The sequence below is a fragment of the Methylococcales bacterium genome (assembly GCA_030949405.1).
GTDB lineage: Bacteria > Pseudomonadota > Gammaproteobacteria > Methylococcales > Methylomonadaceae > WTBX01.
The window spans coordinates 1844773-1866411 of the sequence record JAUZSN010000002.1 but is presented as its reverse complement, the minus strand read 5'-3'; the positions used below and the strand labels follow the sequence as shown (position 1 = coordinate 1866411).

The window sequence follows — 21639 nt, the reverse complement described above, 5'->3', positions numbered from 1 at the left end:
AGCGTCTAATTCTAAGTTTTTTTAAGAGGTTTATTGTGAAAATGGTACAAATTCTTTTCTTATTCTTTTTAACAATACCTTTTGTAGAAATTTATTTATTACTACAGTTAGGGGGCATTGTTGGTATATTTCCGACTATTTTATTAGTTGTTTTCACCGCTATTCTAGGCGCGTGGCTCTTAAGGCGACAAGGGTTTGAAACGTGGAAACGCTTCCAAACTAATTTAGCCAAGGGTGAAATTCCTGCGTATGAAATGATTGAAGGGCCTCTCCTTTTAGTGGGCGGTGCCTTATTACTCACCCCTGGTTTTTTTACTGACGCGCTCGGCTTTGCGTGTCTTATTCCTCAAATTCGTCGAAAATTTGCCCAGTATATTATTGAAAAACATCTCATTAAATCACCCGATGGCTCTCCTTTTCAGCAAGCTAAACCGAAAGATAATGCCCTAGAGGGTGAATACAAACGTGAAGACTAATTTATCCTTAACTTCACGGCTCGTTGATGCCAGTCATTATTGCATTAACGCCATTAATTTTATTAATGAACGCATCGGGCGGCATATTTCATGGCTGACCTTACTCATGGTTTTGGTCACTTTTGCGATTGTAGTTTTACGCTATGTTTTTGATTGGGGTTTAATCTCAATGCAAGAAACCGTGACCTATATGCACGTCATTGTTTTTATGTTGGGAGCCGCTTACACGCTCAAACATAATGGGCATGTCCGCGTTGATATTTTTTATCAATCCTACCGCCCTAAAACACGAGCATGGGTTGATTTTTTAGGAACGTTATTACTTCTCTTACCTGTTACTGAATTTATTATTAGCAGCAGTTGGGATTATGTGAAAGATTCATGGGAAATTCACGAAGGATCAATGAATTCAGGCGGCTTAGAAGGGGTTTATCTACTCAAAACAACAATTATTATCATGGCCTGTTTACTGCGATTACAAGCAATTTCCATGCTATTAGAAAACTTATTAGTCGCCTTAAATTTATCGCCTCCCAAGGAAATGTCATAAATGGAAGATTACATGGCATTGTGGATGTTTGCAGCGGTCTTTATCGTGCTATTAACAGGCTACCCTGTTGCGTTTGCATTGGCGGGAACAGCTCTTGCTTTTGCAAAAATAGGGATGCAATTAGAACTGTTTGATGACGCTTTTTTAACGGCGATGCCCAATCGGCTATTTGGCATCATGAACAATCAAACCTTACTAGCTGTACCGTTATTTGTTTTTATGGGAGTGATGCTAGAGCGTTCAAAAGTGGCTGAAAGTTTATTAGAAACAATGGCAGAAGCGTTTGGCAATTTAAAAGGAGGCTTAGGCGTTGCCGTCACTTTAGTGGGTATGTTAATGGCGGCAAGTACAGGGATTGTGGGGGCGACGGTCGTGACGATGGGATTACTTTCCTTACCGACCATGCTGCGGAGTGGTTATAACCCCGCCGTGGCCTGTGGCACTATTTGTGCATCAGGAACCTTAGGGCAAATTATCCCCCCATCCATAGTATTGGTTTTGTTAGGCGATGTAATTTCTAATGCCTATCAGCAAGCACAGCTCGATATGGGCATTTTTTCTCCTGAAACCATTTCAGTCGGGGATTTGTTTACAGGGGCGGTCATTCCTGGTTTGGGCCTCGTTTTATTCTACTTAATATACTTACTCATACTCGCACGAGTCAAACCTGAATTAATGCCCGTATCAACTCATCATCAGCAACGACAACCTGATTTTTATAAACGTATTCTCATTAATTTATGCCCCCCCTTAATTTTAATCTTTTCAGTCTTAGGTTCAATTATGGGCGGATTAGCCACACCGACGGAAGCTGCTGCGGTGGGTGCGGTTGGCGCACTCCTACTGGCCATCATCAAAGGTGAATTTACGATTGAAAAATTGAAACAAGTCATGGAAAATACCACGCAAGTAACCTGCATGGTTTTTATGATTCTAATCGGAGCCACTTTATTTTCATTGGTGTTTCGAGGCTTTGGTGGGGATGAACTCATTGTTGATTTATTATCAGATTTACCAGGGGGCGTCTTCGGGGCAATGATGAGCGTGATGTTAATCATGTTTTTGCTGGGGTTTGTCCTCGATTTTATTGAAATCACCTTTATTATTGTCCCCATTGTTGGGCCTATTTTATTAACCATGGGCGTTGATCCCATCTGGCTAGGCATTATGATTGCGATTAACTTACAAACCTCATTTTTAACCCCTCCATTTGGATTTGCATTATTTTATTTACGCGGTGTTGCTCCCGCTGAGATTAAAACGATCGATATTTATAAAGGCGTTATTCCCTTCATTATTATTCAGCTTATGATGTTAATCATTTTAGCTATTTGGCCACAATTAGCGACATGGCTCCCTTCCTATGTTTATGATAAAATTTAAAATGAAAAGAAACTACGGTATAAAACTGAGCGTTTGGGTCATCTTATTAAGTGGCTGTGGTCAAGAGGGGCCTTTGTACTTACCAACAAATACCCCCCCTATTGCGGTTGAACCCAGTAAGAAAACGGAACCGAAAACTAAAAAAACACCGCCCGTCATTCTAAAAAAACAACACGAATCTCCTCCTGATTTAATTAACAACAACTAACCTAACTATGGACTATTTTAATTACCGTGAGCAACAGTTGTTTGCTGAAGATGTCGCTGTTTCAACGATTATTGAGCAATACGGATCGCCTTGTTATATTTATTCTAAAACCGCCTTTGAAAACCATTGGAATGCTTTTAATAGTGCATTTGGATCACACCCCCATTTAATTTGTTATGCCGTTAAAGCCAATTCTAATATTGCCATTCTTAATGTATTAGCTCGTTTAGGCTCAGGCTTTGATATTGTATCCATCGGTGAATTCGAGCGGGTCATTGCAGCCAAAGGCGACCCGAAAAAAAATTGTTTTCTCAGGGGTTGGCAAACGTAAAGATGAAATTGAAGCGGCCTTAAAAGCAGGGATTCGTTGTTTTAATATTGAAGTCACGGGTGAGTTAGATCGTATTAATCAAATTGCGGGCGAGTTAGGGCTGATCGCTCCCGTTTCTTTTCGGGTTAATCCTGATGTCGATGCCAAAACACACCCTTATATTTCCACGGGGTTAAAAGAAAATAAATTTGGTCTTGATTCCGATGCAGCAATCAATGAATATATTCGGGCGGCCACGCTATCACATATTAAAATTGTCGGAATTGATTGCCATATTGGCTCTCAATTAACCGAAACTCAACCTTTTTTTAGATGCGCTTGATAAAGTATTAGCCATTGTCGATCGTTTAAATGAAAAAGGAATTCAGTTAGACCATTTGGATTTAGGCGGCGGCCTTGGAATTTGTTACGACAAAGAGCAACCTCCCGAACCTAAGGCTTACATCAGCGCACTTTTAGAACGATTAGGAAACCTTCCTTATGAAATTTTATTAGAACCTGGGCGGGCAATTGCAGGGAATGCAGGCATTTTAGTCACCCGTATTGAATATTTAAAGACAACGACGGATAAAAATTTTGCCATTGTTGATGCGGCCATGAATGATTTAGTCCGCCCGTCACTCTACGGGGCTTGGCAAAAAATCATCCCTGTTAATCAACAGACGAATGCAACGCTATTTAACTGGGATATTGTCGGCCCTGTTTGTGAAACGGGTGATTTTTTAGGAAAAAATAGAGATTTAAAATTAACCGAAGGAGATTTATTAGCCATCCATTCATCGGGAGCGTATGGATTTACGATGAGCTCAAATTATAATTCACGCCCCCGTGTCGCTGAAATTATGGTTGAAGCCGATAAGCACTATTTAATAAAGAAAAGAGAACGCATCACCTGTCTTTGGGAAAATGAAAAATTATTACCTCTGGATTGAGGCGGTTCTCACGATAGAATAAAAATAAATAAAGTAGAAACAAAACACATTTTAGACACTGACTTACATTTTTATCACCAATATAAATTAAAATACAACTCACCCAAATTATTTTAAGGAGGGGCTTCCTAAAAGGAAAAGGCTATGAGTTTTTTAGAAATATTGTTTACACTAAGTTCACTGGCCATGTTTATTACGTGGGGGTGGTTTATGATGCTTGGATTTCGAGCAAATAAAGCCTGGGGATTGTCAATTATTTTTTTATCCCCAATTGCCCCCTTTATGTTTGCTTCTCGATTTGCGCGTAAAGCAAGGCGAGCTATTTATTATTATATGATTACCTTGTTCGCATTTATTTTATTAACCGCTTATATTCATTTTTCAACCATTAATTTTTATAGAAACTTATTAGGAAAAATAGGTCAAGAAAGCATTGTTGAAAATCAATATGAAACGCAAACAGCCGAGATAGAACAAGTATTACCTCAAGAAGATCAAATAAATAGCCCCGACATAAATAAGGAAATTTTACGTAAAGAGCCACCGACTATTGAAGCGTCTCCCGTTATTGAAGAGCGTATTATTTTACCTGCTGTAAAAACTGAGCCTCGAAAAAAGCCTAAAAGAAGAGGCTATAAGCCTGTTCAGCTCAATAGCATTCATCAGTATCTTAATAAACGTATTATTATAACGACGGCAATCAAAACACATAAAGGAAAACTTTCTTCGGTAACCGCATTAACGCTATTAATAAAAAAACGATCCTCTAGTGGTTCTGTTGTTATGCCTATCAAAAAAAGTAAAATTATAAAAATTGAAGTTTATCTATAAATTATAAAATGAAAATTAACTTTACAAAAATGCATGGGTTAGGAAATGATTTTGTTGTCATTGACGCAGTTACTCAAAAACTTACGTTAACGCCTGAAAAAATAAGTGAGTTAGCCCATCGTAATTTTGGTATTGGCTATGACCAATTACTCATTGTTGAACCTGCGGTTACCAAAACGGCTGATTTTAAATACCGTATTTTTAATGCCGATGGCAGTGAAGTTTTTCAATGTGGCAACGGGGCGCGTTGTTTTGCACGATTTATTTATAATCATAATCTATCTGATAAACGGAAAATACGCGTTGACACGGGCGCAGGGCAATTATTATTGTGTTTAAATGAAAAAGGCTTAATTACCGTTGATATGGGGATTCCTCGCCACTTACCTCAAGATATTCCGATACAAGCCACCCATGAAGCTCGGTTTTATTCCATTAATGTTAATGGAATAGAGCGAGCTGTCGGCGCAGTCTCTATGGGGAATCCTCATGCGGTTATGCAGATCAATGATATTAAATTTGCCCCCGTTGCTGAATTAGGTTCTGCCCTTGAAAGTCATTCTTTTTTCCCTGAACGGGCCAATATTGGCTTTATGCAAGTGGTCGATCGAGGGCATATTAAGTTACGGGTCTACGAGCGAGGCGCGGCGGAAACATTAGCATGTGGAAGTGGAGCCTGTGCCGCTGTCGTCATTGGAATAGAACGAAATTTATTAGATAACGATGTCACCGTTAATTTATTAGGGGGCGATTTGTCCATTCGTTGGCAAGGGCGAGGTCATTCAGTTTTTATGACGGGTCCTGCGGTATCAGTCTTTGAAGGACAAATTGAATTATAACCATTAGACGATATTTTAGTGCGTTATTAATTTTCGGGAGCTGAATTTTTGTAGGATTCCCAGCAATAGAGTTAGAAGCAACAACGGTATTTAATTGATAACTCCGCTTTAAAAAAATCTAATCTAAAATTTCAGGTCGTACGCAGGCATCCCCCTTAAATATCTGCTACTATAGCCCCATTATAAAATCATATTTTATTGTTCTTCCAGTATTAATTAAATAAGGGTACTTAACAAATGTCAGATACTGAGTCTTTAGACGATCAAATGCCAAAGTCAGACTATTCCGAAGATGCTAAATCAAAGGGAATTCTTTGGGCTTTTAACATTTTTTTTGGTATTGTTTTGTGTGTTCTTCTCATATTAGGCGCGTGGTGGGGAGCGGAACCCGATTCATTTGATGTTGAAAAAGAAGCGATTGAACGTTATTCACAAGAAGATATTGATAATGGAAGTGAGACGTTAAAAAAATTGGAAGACTTACCCGATGGTTATGTTTACACCAATACCTTAGCGCACATGGCAGAAATACTAATGCATAAACCTGGCGGCTATTTAACCAACGATGTCGCCCCTCCAGGGGTGCTTTTAGATAATGTTCCGAGTTGGGAGTATGGGGCCTTAATTATGTTACGTGATGCAACCACGGCATTAAGGAATCACTTTTCTCGTGACCAATCACAATCGGCAGAAGATATTGATTTATCAATAGCAGAACCTTACTTTTATTACGAACGTAATTCATGGGCATTACCCTCGACAGAAGCAGAATACGAAAAAGGAATTGAAGCCTTGCATTCCTATATGTCACGATTAAAAAGACCTACAAACAATCAAAAACGAGGACAGTTTTATTCACGAGCCGATAATTTATGGCAATATTCAGAGGTTGTTATTAAGCGTTTAGGGGGGTTGTCAACCCGTTTAGGAGCGAGTACAGATCGTCATGAAGCGATGGCCTTACTTGCTGTTGATATGCTGCCTACGGAGAAAACAAAAATAGGAAAGCAAACCCTACTGGACAAAACATCATGGTTAGAAATTGATAATGTTTTTTATGAAGCGCGTGGTGCGAGCTGGGCTTTATTGCATATTTTGAAAGCCATAAAATATGATTTTCGTCTTATTTTACTAGACAAACGCGCCATGCGAACAGTTGAGTCAATGATTTATTCAATGGAAAATGCGTTAAGCCCTATTTTAAGCCCAATGATTTTAAATGGGAGTGGCTTTGGTTTTTTAGCTAATTACTCTCTTTCTATGGCCAATTATATTGCACGAGCCAATGCAGCAGCCCTTGATTTGCGGGATGTTATGAATCGAGGTTAATTAAAAATAGCAAAAACGTTATTTTATAAATAACGTTCATTTTTTACTCCAGTAAATTATTTAGATAAGACGAAGGTTAGGTTAATGAAAGAACAAATTAATGATAATTTAAAAAAACTCAGCACCTGGAAAAGAATCTTTTTTATGGCTATTTTTTCAGTGATTATAGGGCTCGTTAGAATTTTATTATGGGCCATTATCTTCTTACAAGTCGCATCAACCCTTTTTACAGGGCATGTGAATAAAAATATTCTAACATTTGGGCAAGGGCTTTCCGCTTATTTATACCATATCTTACTTTTTCTAACCTTTAATACCGATACCCGCCCTTTCCCTTTTTCTGATTGGGATTTAACCGAACAAGTTGACTTACCTAAAATTAAATAAGCTAACGACCGTTTTTTTCAATGATGAGCAACCCCGTTAAAAAACTATCTGGATAGTTTTTTGAGCTACCAACTTAAGACGGGGCGCTATTGAGCAAGGCTTAACCCTTCGTCCTAAGTCCAGTCAACGGACAGTTAAGCCGTTCATACGAACGGCTTAACCTCAACTTGTTCCGTCTTAAATGGGTCGTTATTTTTTGCAACCTATAGAACCACAGGGTTTTTCACCCTATCTCGTAATAAGCCCTTAGCTGTTGGTAAATCAGCTCATTCTTTTAATCGTGTAATAATCAATTGCACGACACCTTGGTATCCATTCTGGCGATACTATCTAAGTCGTCTAAAAATAAATGATGACAACCCCGTAAATAATACCCTTGGGGCATTATAAAAATCACTTTAAAGTAGCTATCCCATTCTATTGCCAAAATTTTAATAGCAAAAACGGGTAAAGTTTATTTAACTAAGTTTACATATTGAGAGAATAAAATGACACAGATTTTACAAAAAGGAGCGAACGCTTCATTAACTCAAATTATGTCAAACAATAATGAGGCATTAATCACCGTAGAATGGATAAAAAAATCCGATAATGAAATTGAACTTGATATTGATGCAAGTGCCTTCATGCTAACGGATAAAAATAAAATTAGACAGGATGAAGATTTTGTATTTTATAACCAATCCAAATCGTTAGACGGTTCTTTTGAATTAATAACCGCGACCAAAGAATATACTCAAGACTTTAATGTTTTACTCAATCAAATTGATGAGGGGATCAATAAAATCGCACTTGTTTTAACCATTCATGAAGCACAAGAGCGACAACAAAACTTTGAAATTCTTGAAAAAATAGTCATAAAAGTGATTAATCCTATTGGAAAGCTAGAATTACTTAGCTACGTTTTAGATGATGCCGAAGAAGAAACGGCTCTTATTTTAAGCGAAATGTATCGCCATAATGGTGAGTGGAAATTTAAAGCCATTGGTCAAGGTTATATTAATGGATTAGATGTATTAGCGAATAACTTCGGTGTTGATGTTAGCGATTCAAATTCAACCCCAGATAAAGCACCTGTGCCTAAAAAGCCCATTATTGTTAAGTATACTGAAGCCATAAAGCCTAATATTTTAAAATTCACGACAAAAGCGAAAAGAGCAAAACGAGACAAAATAAATGAATCAGGGACTCGTTTAATTATTGACAGTGTTTTACAAGGCATCTTAGGTTACCAGTTACAACACATTAAAACGGAACATAGAATTCCAAACCGACGCTTACGGATAGATTATTTAATTTCAATTGATGATAAGCCGATCATGGCCATTGAAGCAAAGCATATTAACCAGAATTTAAGCGAAAGACATATTTCACAAGCAACCTCTTATGCTTACTACATGAAGCTAGACTTTGCCTTGTTAACCAATGGGATTGAGTGGCAACTGTATTATGTTATCCCTAAACGATTAAAAAAGTATGAATACCATCATGTTTTTACACTTAACTTACTAAATTTTAATCACACCATTGCCGAACAATTATTTAAAATTTCTAGGTTTGGTTTTGCAGAAAAAAGTTTAGAGGCGATTAAAAATAAAATGGATACATTAAACAGGATTAATGACGCTCTTTTAATGGATGATATTTTAGAAAAAATCACGACGACGGTTAATCAAAAAGAGTCACACGGTCATGTAACCTCAGCAGAAGTTCGTGATTTTATAGAAAATAATATATTACTTTAATTTTCTTTATCCCCTCTAAATTCATATAATCATGCTTGAAACGATAAACAGTCCCTTAATATCTCATTTATTCTAAAATTGAGTATTTTCACAAATCTATTTAGCTGTTGTGAACAGCATTTTCAAAAGGAATCAACATGAACTCACAATGGGAAACCGTCATTGGTTTAGAAATCCACACTCAACTAGCCACCCAAACTAAAATTTTCTCAGGGGCCGCAACGGCTTACGGTGCAGAACCGAATACTCAAGCCTGTGCTGTCGATTTAGCCCTTCCTGGCGTTTTGCCTGTTTTAAATGAAGAAGTCGTGAGTATGGCGATAAAATTTGGGCTTGGAATTGATGCTGAAATTGCGCCGTCTTCCGTATTTGCCCGAAAAAATTATTTTTATCCTGACTTACCGAAAGGCTATCAAATTAGTCAAATGGATCATCCTATTGTCGGTAAAGGCTATATGGATATTGAAATCAAGGGGAAAACAAAGCGTATTGGGATTACCCGCGCTCATTTAGAAGAAGACGCAGGAAAATCGTTACATGAAGATTTTCAAGGCTTATCAGGTATTGATTTAAACCGCGCGGGAACGCCTTTATTAGAAATCGTTTCAGAACCTGAAATGAGTTCTGCAAAAGAAGCGGTGGCTTATATGCGTAAAATTCACGAACTGGTACGTTATTTAGAAATATCAGATGGTAATATGCAGGAAGGCTCATTTCGCTGCGATGCCAATGTTTCTGTACGCCCTGTGGGTCAAAAAGAATTAGGAACGCGTGCAGAACTTAAAAATATCAATTCTTTTAAGTTTGTTGAAAAAGCGATTAATATTGAAGTTGAACGTCAAATTGATGTCATTGAAGCAGGGGGTAACGTTGTACAAGAAACACGACTTTATGATTCCGTAAAAAATGAAACCCGCTCAATGCGAAGTAAGGAAGAAGCCAATGATTACCGCTATTTTCCAGATCCTGACTTATTACCTGTTGAAATTAATGAAACCTTAAAGGCAGCCATTAAAGAAGATTTACCTGAATTACCTGCGGCAAAAAAACAACGTTTTCAAGATCAATATGCGTTAGATCCTGAAACGGCTGCGCTGTTAACTGGTTCTAGGTATTTTGCAGATTTTTATGAAGCGGTTATTAAGGAATCAGGTTCTGATATTAAGTTGTGTACTAACTGGATGATCGGTGATTTTTCAGGGGCTTTAAATAAAGCAGGGTTGGATATTAAGCAGTCTCCTATTGATGCGGTTCGATTTGCCGATTTATTAAAACGTATTAGTGATAAGACGATTTCAGGAAAAATTGCCAAGCAAGTTTTTGAAATTTTATGGCAAGGACAAGCTACGGTTGATGAAATTATTGAGACCGAAGGTTTAAAGCAAATCACCGATACTGGGGCTATTGAAGTCATTATTGATAAAATTATTGCTGATAATACCGCTCAGGTTGAACAGTATCGAAGTGGGAAAGAAAAAGTTTTTGGTTTTTTTGTCGGTCAAGTGATGAAGCAAACTCAAGGCAAAGCGAATCCTGCGGATGTTAATAAGATGCTCAGGGAAAAGTTAAGCGTGTAATTTTAATACTGTTTAGTGAGGGTTATGAATTTTTAAAAATAAATAATCCTTCTAACGTCTTTGTTGGGAACGCTCTACTTCTAATATCGCTAAGCAGATTTTGATACTAGGCGTTTCTGATTCTTTAATTATCCCGATTATGAAATATAATAAAAATTAAAAATGAATGAAGCTAATACAATTATATTAATTAGCGGTCTATTGGTATTATTAACAATAATTATATTATTATTAATATCAATTAGAAAAGCATCAAAATTAAAAAAGAATTAATAAAAATAGATACCTCATTTAAAAAATATAAAACAGTTACCGAACCTTTAAAAAAATATATTTTAGTTATAGATGCTGAACAAGCCGCATTATAAATAAAAAATAGTTCTGAAGAAAGAGCATTATTATTAATAAACAAATCAAAAAATATTTCTAAAAAAATAATTAGTTCTGCTCAAGAAAAATTAGACGATATAAACAAATTAAAATCTCGTGTCCGAGCTAATTATGACAACAAAATACTAGAAGCTATGTAAATAAAGTTAATTCAAGAAAAGAGTTTTTTAAAGTACCTCTTAGTGAAATAAAAAATAAAGTTGATAATCTAAAACTTGAGGCTCATTGGACTTTAGAAGCAGAAGCCTTACAGTACAGAGAGCCAACAAATATCCAAATAAATTAGTCAGCTCGTAAGTTGGATTTAGGTATGAACGCCCACCTACCATGCTAGGCACACTGGAACAAAGCGAATGAAATATTTAATAGCCCATAATTTTTAAAGACAGATAAGGCGCAACCATAAAAACTAATGTCACTATTTTATAATTACTCAAAAAATTAAAATACTTAAAATTTAACTACTTTTCATCTATATTAAACATCTTGCTATGAATAGAAACTATAGATCCTCTCATAAACATAAGCGTTATAGTCGCTATAAAAAGATAGCCTATATTAAGTACGGATGCCCACCCTAAAAACTCAGTTAACTTTGAAATAGTAATCATAACTTTTTCCTCTTGTTATCAAATTAGATTTTGTTAAATTCCTTCTTCACTACAAACTTCAAAATAACGCAGAAGAAATCAAACCCATTGCAACAGCCACCACAAACCATAAAAAACTGACTCTAAGCTTTAGAGTCTAAATCGTCAATTAAAATATCGCTAATTCAACGTTAAACTTAAAGGAAAGATGCCGATAATTCGGTGGGAAAAAAACTTGTTTTTTCACGCCATCATTTCCCACTTTATATCAATAGCCTATTTTAATTTGGATAATTATATTTTTCAATTTCTCTTAGCCTTATTCAAGTGTACGAGCCTATAGGGAAGAAAGTTATATTTATAGACCTATATCACATTTTTTGTTTTATAATAAATAGGTATTATCATATAAAATAGATATAGCATTCACACTTTACACGCTAAAATAATGTGGGCGTGATATTACACAAAACACGAGGTTATTCATGAATTTTTCAAGGAAAGTGACGCTTTCTTTCGCTATTATGGTTTCATTAACAGGCTGTATTAACCCTAAATCATTATCAGTCGATGAAATTGCAGAATCTGCTTTAGCAGATGTGACGCAAATTTATGCTGAACAAGAACCCATAGATGGCCCCTTAACGCTTTCTGACGCAATGGCTCGTGCGTTGAAATACAATCTTAATAACCGCGTTAAATTAATGGAACAAGCGGTTGCACACCAAAGTGTTGAAATGGCAAAACTTGATATGTTGCCCATGCTCGGCGTTTCTGCGGGTTATTTAAACCGTAATAATGTCGATGCCTCTGAAAGTGTTTCTATTTTTACAGGCCGTCAATCCTTAGAACCCTCAACCTCACAAGATAGAGAACGCTATATAGCCGACCTTCGCTTTACTTGGAATCTTCTTGATTTCGGTGTGAGCTACTTCCAAGCAAAACAAAATGCAGATCGGTTTTTAATCTCACAAAAAGCACGTGAAAAAGTGATGTTAAAACTATTGCAACAAGTGCGTTCAGCCTATTGGCGAGCCGTTATTATGCAACGGATGGAAAGAGATGTTAATGCTATTTTAAAAAGTGTTAAGGAATCTTTGCGCGATTTAAAAGAAGTTCGGGAACAACAACTTTATACCCCTTTATTTGCCCTTAATGATATTCGGCTATTAGTTGAAACTCAAGATCAATTAGTGGGCCTAAAAGAATCAATTAGCATTGCAAATGTTGAGTTAACAACCTTAATTAATGTCCCCCCGACGACAAAATTAAAATTAGCCACCTCGCAAAAATTTAAAGCGATACCCGTTATTCCTAATAAAATCGAAGAAATGGAATTAACCGCTTTAATTAACTCATCGGATTATGCCACCGAAATGTACAATGTTCGTATTGACCAATTAGAATCTCGAAAAGCATTGACCCGATTATTACCAGGTATTGAATTTTCTTATGCAGGGAACTTTACTTCAAATTCATTTTTGTGGAATAGTTTATGGGGCGAGTTAGGACTTAGATTGGCCGGTGATTTATTAAAATTAATTACAATTCCTGATATTTTAGAGTATGCCGAAGTCAGTAAACATCTGGCAAAATCACGACGTTTAGCGGTTAATACCGCTGTTATTGCGGGTGTTCATTTAGCCTGGCAAGATTATACCAACCGAATCGAACGCCTTAAACAAGTCTCTTTTCTTAATGAAATTGATAATGATATTGCAAAACTCACACGTAATGCCGAAAAAAATCGCTCAGGAAGTGAAGTCGAGGCGATTCAAAGTGAATTTAAAGCCTTTAATTCACAGTTACACTACCTCGTAAATTACGCCTTAACACAAGAATCCTTTGGGTCTTTTTTAGTGAGTTTGGGTTCAAACCCTGTGCCTGATAATTATCAACATTTATCAATCCAAGAATTATCGACTATTTTAAGTGAACGAAATAAATTATGGGAGCAGGGAAAATTAGAAATTTTAACCCCTGATGACATGAAAAAACGAATTCGTTTGAAAAAGAAAAAAGAATCTCAGCGTTCTTGGTGGGAAAAATTATTAGAGAGGCCCGTTACTATGCCAGCGGTAAAATATACTACGCTAAAATCGTCTAAGGCAAAGCCTGTTGTTAAAAAGAAAGAGCCGCAATCGAAAACGCTTAAGGTAAAAAAAGCGACCCCTAACGTTATAGAGATGGATTCATCCTATCAAGATGGTTATTTTGTTGTTGAATAAGACCTAAAAAAATAATGAATCCTATTGAATTTTTTATTAAAAATAAGCTCCATTTAGTTGACGACTATAACCACTTTTTTCAGTAGAATAGTGGGTTCATTTATTAACAACAGGATATATTATGAAAAAAACTAAACACAGCTCTTTTATTTTAACCCTAGGGACAACACTGGTTTCAGGATTGGCAGCAACTTCTGTTTATGCAGAAACCTCCAACCCTTTTGTAATGACTGAACTTACTGAAGGTTATATGCAATTAGCCGCCGCTGACACCAATACAGACGATAAAGATACCAGTAAAATGAAAGCAGGATCGTGTGGTGAAGGAAAATGTGGGGGTGAAATGATGAAGGGCAGTGAAGAAAAAACAACCGAGGGAAATTGCGCTGGAAATAAACCCATGCCGAAATCAAAAGGGGATAATGCAAAAAGTGGGTCTGACCAAAAATAACAGGTCTTTAAAGCGATGGAAAAAAGGAGTCAAACGCCTTTAATTTTGGTGATAAGAACCACTTTATTATCAAATTTTACGGCAACCATTGCTCATATAAATGTTATTGAAAAATAAGAAAAATGGGGGGAAGGAATAGAGGGTGATAAATCCCCTCTTAAACCTTTAGCCTAATTTTCTAACTCACCCCGATTATTTTTAAATGTTCGGGGTGTTTTTTAGTTGGGCGGATGAAATTTAACTTGCCGAATTGTTTTTTTATCACATTCAATAATTTCTAACAAATAACCATGAAGCTTCAAGCTTGTTCCATCGGCTGGAATAGTTTCCATAAATTCAATAATTAATCCATTTAACGTTTTAGGCCCATCTGTAGGTAATGACCAATGCGTGATGCGGTTTAGTTCACGTACAGTCACACTTGCATCCACTAAATAAGCCCCATCAGGTTGTTCTTTTACATTCGCTTCTTCCGTAATTAATTCACCAACAATTTCTTGTAATAAATCATCCAGCGTGACTAACCCTTGCACATCCCCGTATTCATTAACCGCTAACCCTATCCGCAAGCTCTGTGCTTTAAAGCTTTGCATTTGTTTGTGTAATGAAGTACTAATCGGAATAAATGAGGGTTTAATTAATTTTGCAGTAATTTTTTTCTTGCTAAAATCATCGTCATTTAGCAAAGCTAAGACCACCCGTAAATGAAGAAATCCAATCACTCGATCAATACTGGTTTTATAAACAGGTAAGCGAGTATGAGGGCTGCTAAGGATTTGTTGACAAATTTCTTCCATCGAATCGTCTAAATCTATGCCCACAATTTCATTACGCGGGGTCATAATGTCTTCAACGGTGGCGGACTCTAAATCTAAAACGCCCAGTAACATATTTTGATAACGGATTGGCATAATATCATCCGTATCCGCAAGAATGCTTTTTAACTCTTCTTTATCCAACCGATCTTGTTTATTTTCAGTGACTCGAACACCAAAAATTCGTAAGAGTAAGTTAGCAATCAGGTTAACAATCCAAACAATTGGGTAAAATAATTTTAATAACGGCGTATAAACCCATGCAGCAGGAAAAGCAATTGCCTCAGGTTTTATGGCGGCCAATGTTTTAGGGGTGACTTCTGAAAAAATTAAGACCACTAAGGTTAGTAAGGCTGCGGCAATAGGGATCCCTTGTTCACCTGCAATACGAATAGCAATAACGGTGGCAAGGGAGGAGGCCAGAATATTAACAAAGTTATTGCCTAATAAAATAATGCCAATTAAACGGTCAGGTCGTCGTAACAATCTATTCGCTTTAATCGCACTTTTATGTTTTTGTTTAACCAAGTATTGTAAGCGATAACGATTTAAAGTCATTAATGCAGTTTCAGAACCTGAAAAAAAGGCAGAAAGAAGGAGAAGGACTGCAAGTATACTGAATAATATACTAAGAGGGATGTCGTTCAAGGAGGTCTCTGAATTAATTGGAAAGTAGTATGCTCTCTAGGATAGCACCGTTTGTCAAGTATTGATTATCAAGTCCTTATTTTTATTACGTTATAATCCGCCTAAAAATTTGATGCCTTAAAACACAATGATATGATTAATAACGCTTAAATAGAAAAACAGGTGTTTTAAGGCCATTGCGTATTCAACGCGATGAGTGCTATTTAATTAATCACATGGCTTCATAATTTTAATTCAGACCGATATAAAATGTCATCTTTAGTTATTAAGGGTTATTAACCGTATTTAGTTCTGTGGTAGGTGCTTGTTTTTCATTATTAATTGCTTGTTTAGATGCCGTTGTTTCCATCACGCTAGGAATGTCCGCCGATGCATCCAAAGGTATTTTATCAGGGCTGATTTTTTTAGACTGTAGCGCCTCTAACTCCAATTGTTTTTGTCGTGTTCCTTCGCCAAATAAAGTAGCTCCCACCATAGCAAAGATGATAAACACAATGATAATAGGCCAACGACCGGGACTATCTAGCCAAAAAAGAATTATTTTAGGTCGCCATAAACCCACTAAAAGAAGAAGGATACCCAAAAGTAAAATGTTAATTGCTGCATGAATCATCATAGTATTACCAATTAATCGTATACAAAGTTAATAGAGATACATTATTATTAGATAATCGTTGTTTATTTGCAACAGGTTGTCTAGTTTTATTCGTTTATAAATTAAGGAGACTGTTATGATTGTATTTGCACTCGTTGCTGCTGTGGTGGTTATTTTAGGTTTATTTTTAACTATCAAGGCCGTGCCTCAAGGAGCAGAATATACGGTTGAGCGTTTTGGAAAATATACTAAAACCTTAACCCCTGGATTAAATACTGTTTTCCCCGTGATGGACAGCATTGGAAGAAAACTCAATATGATGGAGCAAGTTAAAGATGTTCCCTCACAAGAGATTATTACCAAAGATAATGCGATGGTGACCGTGGATGGCGTGGTCTTTTTTCAAATTATGGATTCCCCTAAAGCGGCGTATGAAGTGAGTAATTTGGATTTGGCCATTTTAAATTTAGTCATGACCAATATTCGTACGGTCATGGGGTCAATGACTTTAGATGAGCTTTTATCTAAACGGGATGAAATTAATGCGCGTTTATTGGATGTGGTTGATGAAGCCACTCATCCTTGGGGCGTTAAAGTCACTCGAATTGAAATTAAAGACATCGCACCGCCTAAAGATTTAGTGGAAGCGATGGGGCGACAAATGAAAGCGGAACGTTTGAAAAGAGCTTCAATTTTAGAAGCTGAAGGTCAACGTGAATCTGAAATTTTACGCGCAGAAGGCGATAAGGCTTCCGCTATTTTAGAGGCCGAAGGGCGAAAAGAATCGGCCTTCCGAGATGCGGATGCACGAGAGCGATTAGCAAAAGCAGAAGCCAATGCAACCATCATGGTTTCAAAAGCAATCGCAGAAGGGGATGTTCAAGCGATTAATTATTTTGTCGCCCAAAAATACATTGAATCCTTAAAAGACATCGCCACCGCCGATAATAGTAAATTAATTTTAATGCCCCTAGAGGCTTCAAATGTGATTGGTGCATTAGGTGGCGTAAGTGAAATTGCAAAAGAAGTCTTTAATAAAAAAGGGTAAGTAATGATAGCAATTGAAATTTTGTTTTGGTATTGGTGGGTTATTGCCGTATTTCTACTTGGGGTAGAAATGCTGTCGGCAGGTTTTTTCTTTTTATGGATGTCCGTATCCGCGTTTATCACAGGGCTGTTATTATTATTGTTCCCGATGATCGTAGAAATACAATTATTTATTTTTTCAATTCTATCCGTTGGGTCTGTGGTCGCATGGAAGCGATATATGAGGAGTCACCCCATTAAGTCCGATCAGCCGCATTTAAATCAACGTAATGATCAATATATAGGCCGTGTCTTTACGTTGGTAACCGATATTGATGGGGGGGATGGTAAAATAAAAATTAATCGTTCCCATTGGAAGGTCGAAGGCGAAGATTGCCCAGTGGGAACACGCGTAAAAATAGTTTCCGTTAATGGCAATTTTTTTAACGTCAAACCTGTTGATTAAAAAATTTAATAATCCTTGTTGATTCAAACTAACCAATACCTTCGCCAAACGTATAAAGTAAGTTGAAACTCTACTTTTTAATATTATAACTACTTGATTTTATTAGAACCTAAATATTAGATTTTGAAAGATTCTGGCTCAAAACCTAAATTGGCGAAGGTATTGAACTAACAAGACCTAAATTTAATCCCATCATTGACTTATGAATCTATTTCACTTTATAAAATACGTTACCATTGATCCTGTTAACTTAAGTATTAAAGCGAAACTTGTTTCTTTGATCGCTTGTTTTTGTTCCATTTTTTTTATTGCCTTGATAACTAAAATTATCTCACCTTGGCAAGGATACCCGATGATTGTCGCCTCAATGGGGGCCTCATCCGTTATTTTATTTTTTATTCCCAGCAGCCCATTAGCCCAACCGTGGCCTTTTGCAGGCGGACAATTAGTTTCTGCTATTGTTGGGGTTGCCTGTGCCTTAAACATACCTGAAATTGCAACAGCCGCCGCCACAGCCGTTGGCGGTTCTATCTTTATGATGCTTATTTTACGCTGCTTACATCCTCCTGCAGCCGCAACGAGTTTAACCCCCATCATGGCAGGGCCTTCCATTATTAATTTAGGGTATTCTTTTGTACTGGTCCCTGTGGCAATTAATGTTGTTACCTTATTATTACTGACGGTTATCATTAATCGTTGGGTCATGCGAAGACGCTACCCAAGTTCACTGCCTGTAAAAAATTCCCCCCGTCAACGCCATATTATTAGCCAACCGAGTCATCATATTGGTTTTTCCGAACAGGATCTTAATTTAGCGTTAAGTGAGAGTGATGTTTTTATTGATATGACCTATTCCGAATTGAGTCACTTATTAAGTCAGGCCGAAATAAATTCCTTTAAGCGACTTAAAACCGATATTATTTGTGCAGATATTATGATTACAAATATAACGACCGTTGAGTTTGGAACGGAAGTTGAAGACGCTTGGAAATTGATGATAAAAAAGCAGCTCAAAGCGATGCCTGTTATTGACAAAGCAGGACGGGTGATTGGGATGATTACTTGGAATGATTTTTTTAAATTTATAGATTTAAGTTTATATGATAATTTTCAAGATAATTTACGCGCATTTATTCGCCGAACCCCGCGTATATCGGCAACAAAACCTGAAGCGGTAGGGCTTATTATGAGTACCCAAGTCATGACATTACCCGAAACAGCGCATATTGTTGAGCTAATTGGTTTAATGTCTACTCATGGGCGACGACAAATCCCTATTATTAATGCTGAACGAGGTTTAGTCGGCATGGTCTATCAAGCCAATTTAATTGCCGCCCTGTATAACCAACAGTTAGCCCATAAACTCTGAATTATTTGGCGACCAACTTAAGACGAAACACCTGAAAGTTTATTCCATGTAGAAATTAAACAGACGGTCTCCACGATTTTAAAAACTTCGGAGGTCTAAATGCAACCGTCTCGCCTTAAGTGAGTAGCCCATTATTTAAAACAATTTAATGCCAACCGCCATACTGTTTTGTTGGATCCCCTCTAAAACCGCGTGTGCTTTTATTATCATCAGGAATTTTTACCATACTTTCAGCAGCAACGACCATATTAGAATGCGTATAACCCCCAAGTTTTTTCGCTTTTTCGGCAATTTTTGTAGATAAAGGGTTAATATCAAATTTTGTCATGGAAGTATAAATAATCGCTGCCGTTAATTCTTTATTTTCTGCCTTATCATTCGCTAAAGACACCTTTAATAAAATAGGGAGAACGGTTAATGCGGGGATTTCAATCTTATAATAACCATCCTCTTGAACACTTGCGGTTGCAATCACCTTCTTTTTATCATTAATCGCGCTAATTTTCCCTGCTTTTATGCGTCCTTTATCATCAGAAACCAACCCTTTTAGTATTTTTGCCTGTTTAAATATTTTTACAGTCTTAACGGATGTTTGCGTTTTTTTAGAGTCACTATCACCACAGCCATAAAGAAAACAACTGGTGGTTAATAAAATAAACCCCGTATTAAGAAGTGTACGTTTTATCATAAAATATGCCTTAACGATTGAAATGAAAACTAGTTAGTGTATTTTTTCTAAGTAATCCACTTTTAGTTGTAATGTTCGTTGCCCTCGGTATTCATTAATATCCAGTTTATACGCCGCTTTAATTTGTCGAATACCTAACCAATTTTCAGCGCGTTCAACAAAAAAAGCAATGCCATCAATAAAGACATCTTCTGAAGGTTGCCTTAAAACCAATTTAAGATGATTTCCGCCGACAATACGACATTGAATCACATCAAATAGCCCATGAAAAACAGGCTCTGGAAACCCTTGACCCCACGTTGCTACAGTTTGTAAACTTTCAGCAAATTCAAGGGTTAAGTACTTTGCGGACAATTCACCGTCAGAGTAAATTTTTTGCTGTAAATTCATCCCATGTAAAGACTTGCCGACCCGTTCATCAAACGCTAAGGCAAACGCAGGATAATCATGGGTTTTAATACTTAACCCTGCGGCCATCGCATGTCCCCCAAATTTACTTAATAAGGCGGGATGTTCTGTCGCTATATCGGCTAACACATCACGAATATGAACCCCTTCAATCGAACGGGCCGAACCTTTCATTTCACCCTCATCTGCGGGTGCAAATGCAATCACAGGTCGATGTTCACTTTCTTTTATTCGTGAGGCTAAAATACCAATAACCCCCTGATGCCACGCTTCATCGTATAAACAAATACCCGACATCAAACGATGTTTATCATTTGGACGCATGACATCCAATAATAAAGTCGCCTGTTGTTTCATTTCCGCTTCGACTTCTTTACGTTGCTGATTAAATTGATCGAGTTGCTGCATAATGGCGTAGGCTAATTGCGGATCATCTGTTAAAAAACCTTGAATCCCTAAACTCATATCATCCATTCGACCCACAGCATTGAGTCGAGGGCCTAATGCAAAGCCTAAATCAGCAGGCGTTAAATTTTTAGGATCCCGTTTAGCCACTAACATTAAACTTTTAAGACCCGTATGAGCGTGACCTGAACGCATTCGTAATAAGCCTTGATGGACTAAAATACGATTAACCTCATCCAACTGCACGACATCCGCAACCGTTCCTAATGCCACAAAATCTAATAATTGAGCTAAATTAGGTTCAGGAAAATTAATAAAATAATCCAATTCACGTAAACGCGCGCGTAAGGCCATTAAGACATAAAAAATAACCCCCACGCCTGCAATATTTTTACTGGGAAATTTATCATCGACTACGTTAGGATTCACAATCGCATCCGCAACGGGAAGTTCATTCGCAGGTAAATGATGATCGGTGACTAAGACTTTAATCCCTAATGCTTTAGCCGCCTTAACTCCTTCATGACTGGATATACCATTATCAACTGTGACAATAACGTCAACATCCTCATTACGCGCTTTGACTAAATCAACAATTTCAGGTGTGAGTCCATAACCGTATTTAAAACGATTAGGAACAACAAAATTAAGATTTGTCGCCCCTAATAAATAAAGCCCACGAATCGCAACCGCACAACTGGTTGCGCCATCGGCATCAAAATCAGCAACAATAACAATTTTTTGCTGGTTTTTAAGCGCGGTTATTAAATGAGAAACCATCGCTTCCATCCCTGATAATAACCACGGTGAGGGAAGTTTGGCTAAATTCCTATCTAATGCATTGACCGATGTAATGCCCCGTGCCGTAAAAATACGCTGTAAAAGAGGGTCTAAATGCGAGAGGTCTGTCGCTCTGTTTTCAACTTTACGGAGGATTATTTTCTTTTTAACAGGAATTTTTTCCATCACATA

Annotated in this window: 19 protein-coding genes and 1 pseudogene; 16 read left to right on the top strand and 4 right to left on the bottom strand. The window is 37.1% G+C overall.

Annotated elements, in window-relative coordinates; translation table 11 throughout:
• Positions 1-35: 35 nt before the first annotated feature.
• From Q9M50_09640 to Q9M50_09580, 13 genes and pseudogenes are all read left to right on the top strand, one after another.
• The gene (locus Q9M50_09640) at positions 36-476 is read left to right on the top strand and encodes an FxsA family protein (protein MDQ7090894.1); all 441 of its coding nucleotides are present in this window, start codon (positions 36-38) and stop codon (positions 474-476) included.
• On the top strand, positions 466-1026 hold the full coding sequence (locus tag Q9M50_09635; GenBank protein MDQ7090893.1) for a TRAP transporter small permease subunit: 561 nt from the start codon (positions 466-468) through the stop codon (positions 1024-1026). The genes Q9M50_09640 and Q9M50_09635 overlap by 11 nt, the downstream gene beginning before the upstream one ends.
• On the top strand, positions 1027-2409 hold the full coding sequence (locus Q9M50_09630; GenBank protein MDQ7090892.1) for a TRAP transporter large permease subunit: 1383 nt from the start codon (positions 1027-1029) through the stop codon (positions 2407-2409).
• A 1-nt stretch (position 2410) separates the two neighbouring features.
• On the top strand, positions 2411-2617 hold the full coding sequence (locus tag Q9M50_09625) for a lipoprotein (protein MDQ7090891.1): 207 nt from the start codon (positions 2411-2413) through the stop codon (positions 2615-2617).
• A 7-nt stretch (positions 2618-2624) separates the two neighbouring features.
• Positions 2625-3880, top strand: a pseudogene (gene lysA / locus Q9M50_09620) (diaminopimelate decarboxylase).
• 144 nt (positions 3881-4024) lie between these two features.
• Positions 4025-4711: a hypothetical protein gene (locus Q9M50_09615; GenBank protein ID MDQ7090890.1), complete on the top strand. Its 687-nt coding sequence runs from the start codon at positions 4025-4027 to the stop codon at positions 4709-4711.
• Positions 4712-4725: 14 nt separating this feature from the next.
• Complete coding sequence (gene dapF / locus Q9M50_09610) at positions 4726-5550, top strand: diaminopimelate epimerase (protein ID MDQ7090889.1); 825 nt, start codon at positions 4726-4728, stop codon at positions 5548-5550.
• A gap of 267 nt (positions 5551-5817) precedes the next feature.
• Positions 5818-6879, top strand: a complete 1062-nt coding sequence (locus Q9M50_09605) for a DUF2333 family protein (GenBank protein MDQ7090888.1) — start codon at positions 5818-5820, stop codon at positions 6877-6879.
• Between the two features lie 84 nt (positions 6880-6963).
• The gene (locus tag Q9M50_09600) at positions 6964-7266 is read left to right on the top strand and encodes a DUF4389 domain-containing protein (protein ID MDQ7090887.1); all 303 of its coding nucleotides are present in this window, start codon (positions 6964-6966) and stop codon (positions 7264-7266) included.
• Positions 7267-7754: 488 nt separating this feature from the next.
• Positions 7755-9011, top strand: coding sequence for a TerD family protein (locus tag Q9M50_09595; GenBank protein ID MDQ7090886.1), 1257 nt, complete (start codon positions 7755-7757; stop codon positions 9009-9011).
• Positions 9012-9148: 137 nt separating this feature from the next.
• Entirely contained in the window at positions 9149-10588 is a 1440-nt protein-coding gene (gene gatB, locus Q9M50_09590) for an Asp-tRNA(Asn)/Glu-tRNA(Gln) amidotransferase subunit GatB (protein MDQ7090885.1), read from the top strand.
• A gap of 1465 nt (positions 10589-12053) precedes the next feature.
• Positions 12054-13796 carry a TolC family protein gene (locus tag Q9M50_09585; GenBank protein ID MDQ7090884.1) on the top strand — a complete coding sequence of 581 codons (1743 nt, stop codon included), beginning with the start codon at positions 12054-12056 and terminating at the stop codon, positions 13794-13796.
• Positions 13797-13917: 121 nt separating this feature from the next.
• Positions 13918-14247 carry a hypothetical protein gene (locus tag Q9M50_09580; GenBank protein ID MDQ7090883.1) on the top strand — a complete coding sequence of 110 codons (330 nt, stop codon included), beginning with the start codon at positions 13918-13920 and terminating at the stop codon, positions 14245-14247.
• A gap of 218 nt (positions 14248-14465) precedes the next feature.
• On the opposite strand, the gene Q9M50_09575 is transcribed toward Q9M50_09580, so the two are convergent.
• Both Q9M50_09575 and Q9M50_09570 read right to left on the bottom strand, forming a co-directional pair.
• Positions 14466-15710 carry an HlyC/CorC family transporter gene (locus Q9M50_09575; protein ID MDQ7090882.1) on the bottom strand — a complete coding sequence of 415 codons (1245 nt, stop codon included), beginning with the start codon at positions 15708-15710 and terminating at the stop codon, positions 14466-14468.
• 265 nt (positions 15711-15975) lie between these two features.
• Positions 15976-16326, bottom strand: coding sequence for a hypothetical protein (locus tag Q9M50_09570; protein MDQ7090881.1), 351 nt, complete (start codon positions 16324-16326; stop codon positions 15976-15978).
• 115 nt (positions 16327-16441) lie between these two features.
• Here Q9M50_09570 and Q9M50_09565 point away from each other — a divergent pair, with 115 nt between their 5' ends.
• The 3 genes from Q9M50_09565 to Q9M50_09555 all read left to right on the top strand — a co-directional run bounded on the left by Q9M50_09565 (position 16442) and on the right by Q9M50_09555 (position 19166).
• Positions 16442-17353: an SPFH domain-containing protein gene (locus Q9M50_09565; GenBank protein MDQ7090880.1), complete on the top strand. Its 912-nt coding sequence runs from the start codon at positions 16442-16444 to the stop codon at positions 17351-17353.
• Positions 17354-17356: 3 nt separating this feature from the next.
• Positions 17357-17797 carry an NfeD family protein gene (locus Q9M50_09560; GenBank protein MDQ7090879.1) on the top strand — a complete coding sequence of 147 codons (441 nt, stop codon included), beginning with the start codon at positions 17357-17359 and terminating at the stop codon, positions 17795-17797.
• A 202-nt stretch (positions 17798-17999) separates the two neighbouring features.
• The gene (locus Q9M50_09555; protein MDQ7090878.1) at positions 18000-19166 is read left to right on the top strand and encodes an HPP family protein; all 1167 of its coding nucleotides are present in this window, start codon (positions 18000-18002) and stop codon (positions 19164-19166) included.
• 145 nt (positions 19167-19311) lie between these two features.
• On the opposite strand, the gene Q9M50_09550 is transcribed toward Q9M50_09555, so the two are convergent.
• Both Q9M50_09550 and recJ read right to left on the bottom strand, forming a co-directional pair.
• The gene (locus tag Q9M50_09550) at positions 19312-19854 is read right to left on the bottom strand and encodes a hypothetical protein (GenBank protein MDQ7090877.1); all 543 of its coding nucleotides are present in this window, start codon (positions 19852-19854) and stop codon (positions 19312-19314) included.
• Between the two features lie 33 nt (positions 19855-19887).
• Positions 19888-21633: a single-stranded-DNA-specific exonuclease RecJ gene (recJ, locus tag Q9M50_09545; GenBank protein ID MDQ7090876.1), complete on the bottom strand. Its 1746-nt coding sequence runs from the start codon at positions 21631-21633 to the stop codon at positions 19888-19890.
• Between the last annotated feature and the right edge of the window lie 6 nt (positions 21634-21639).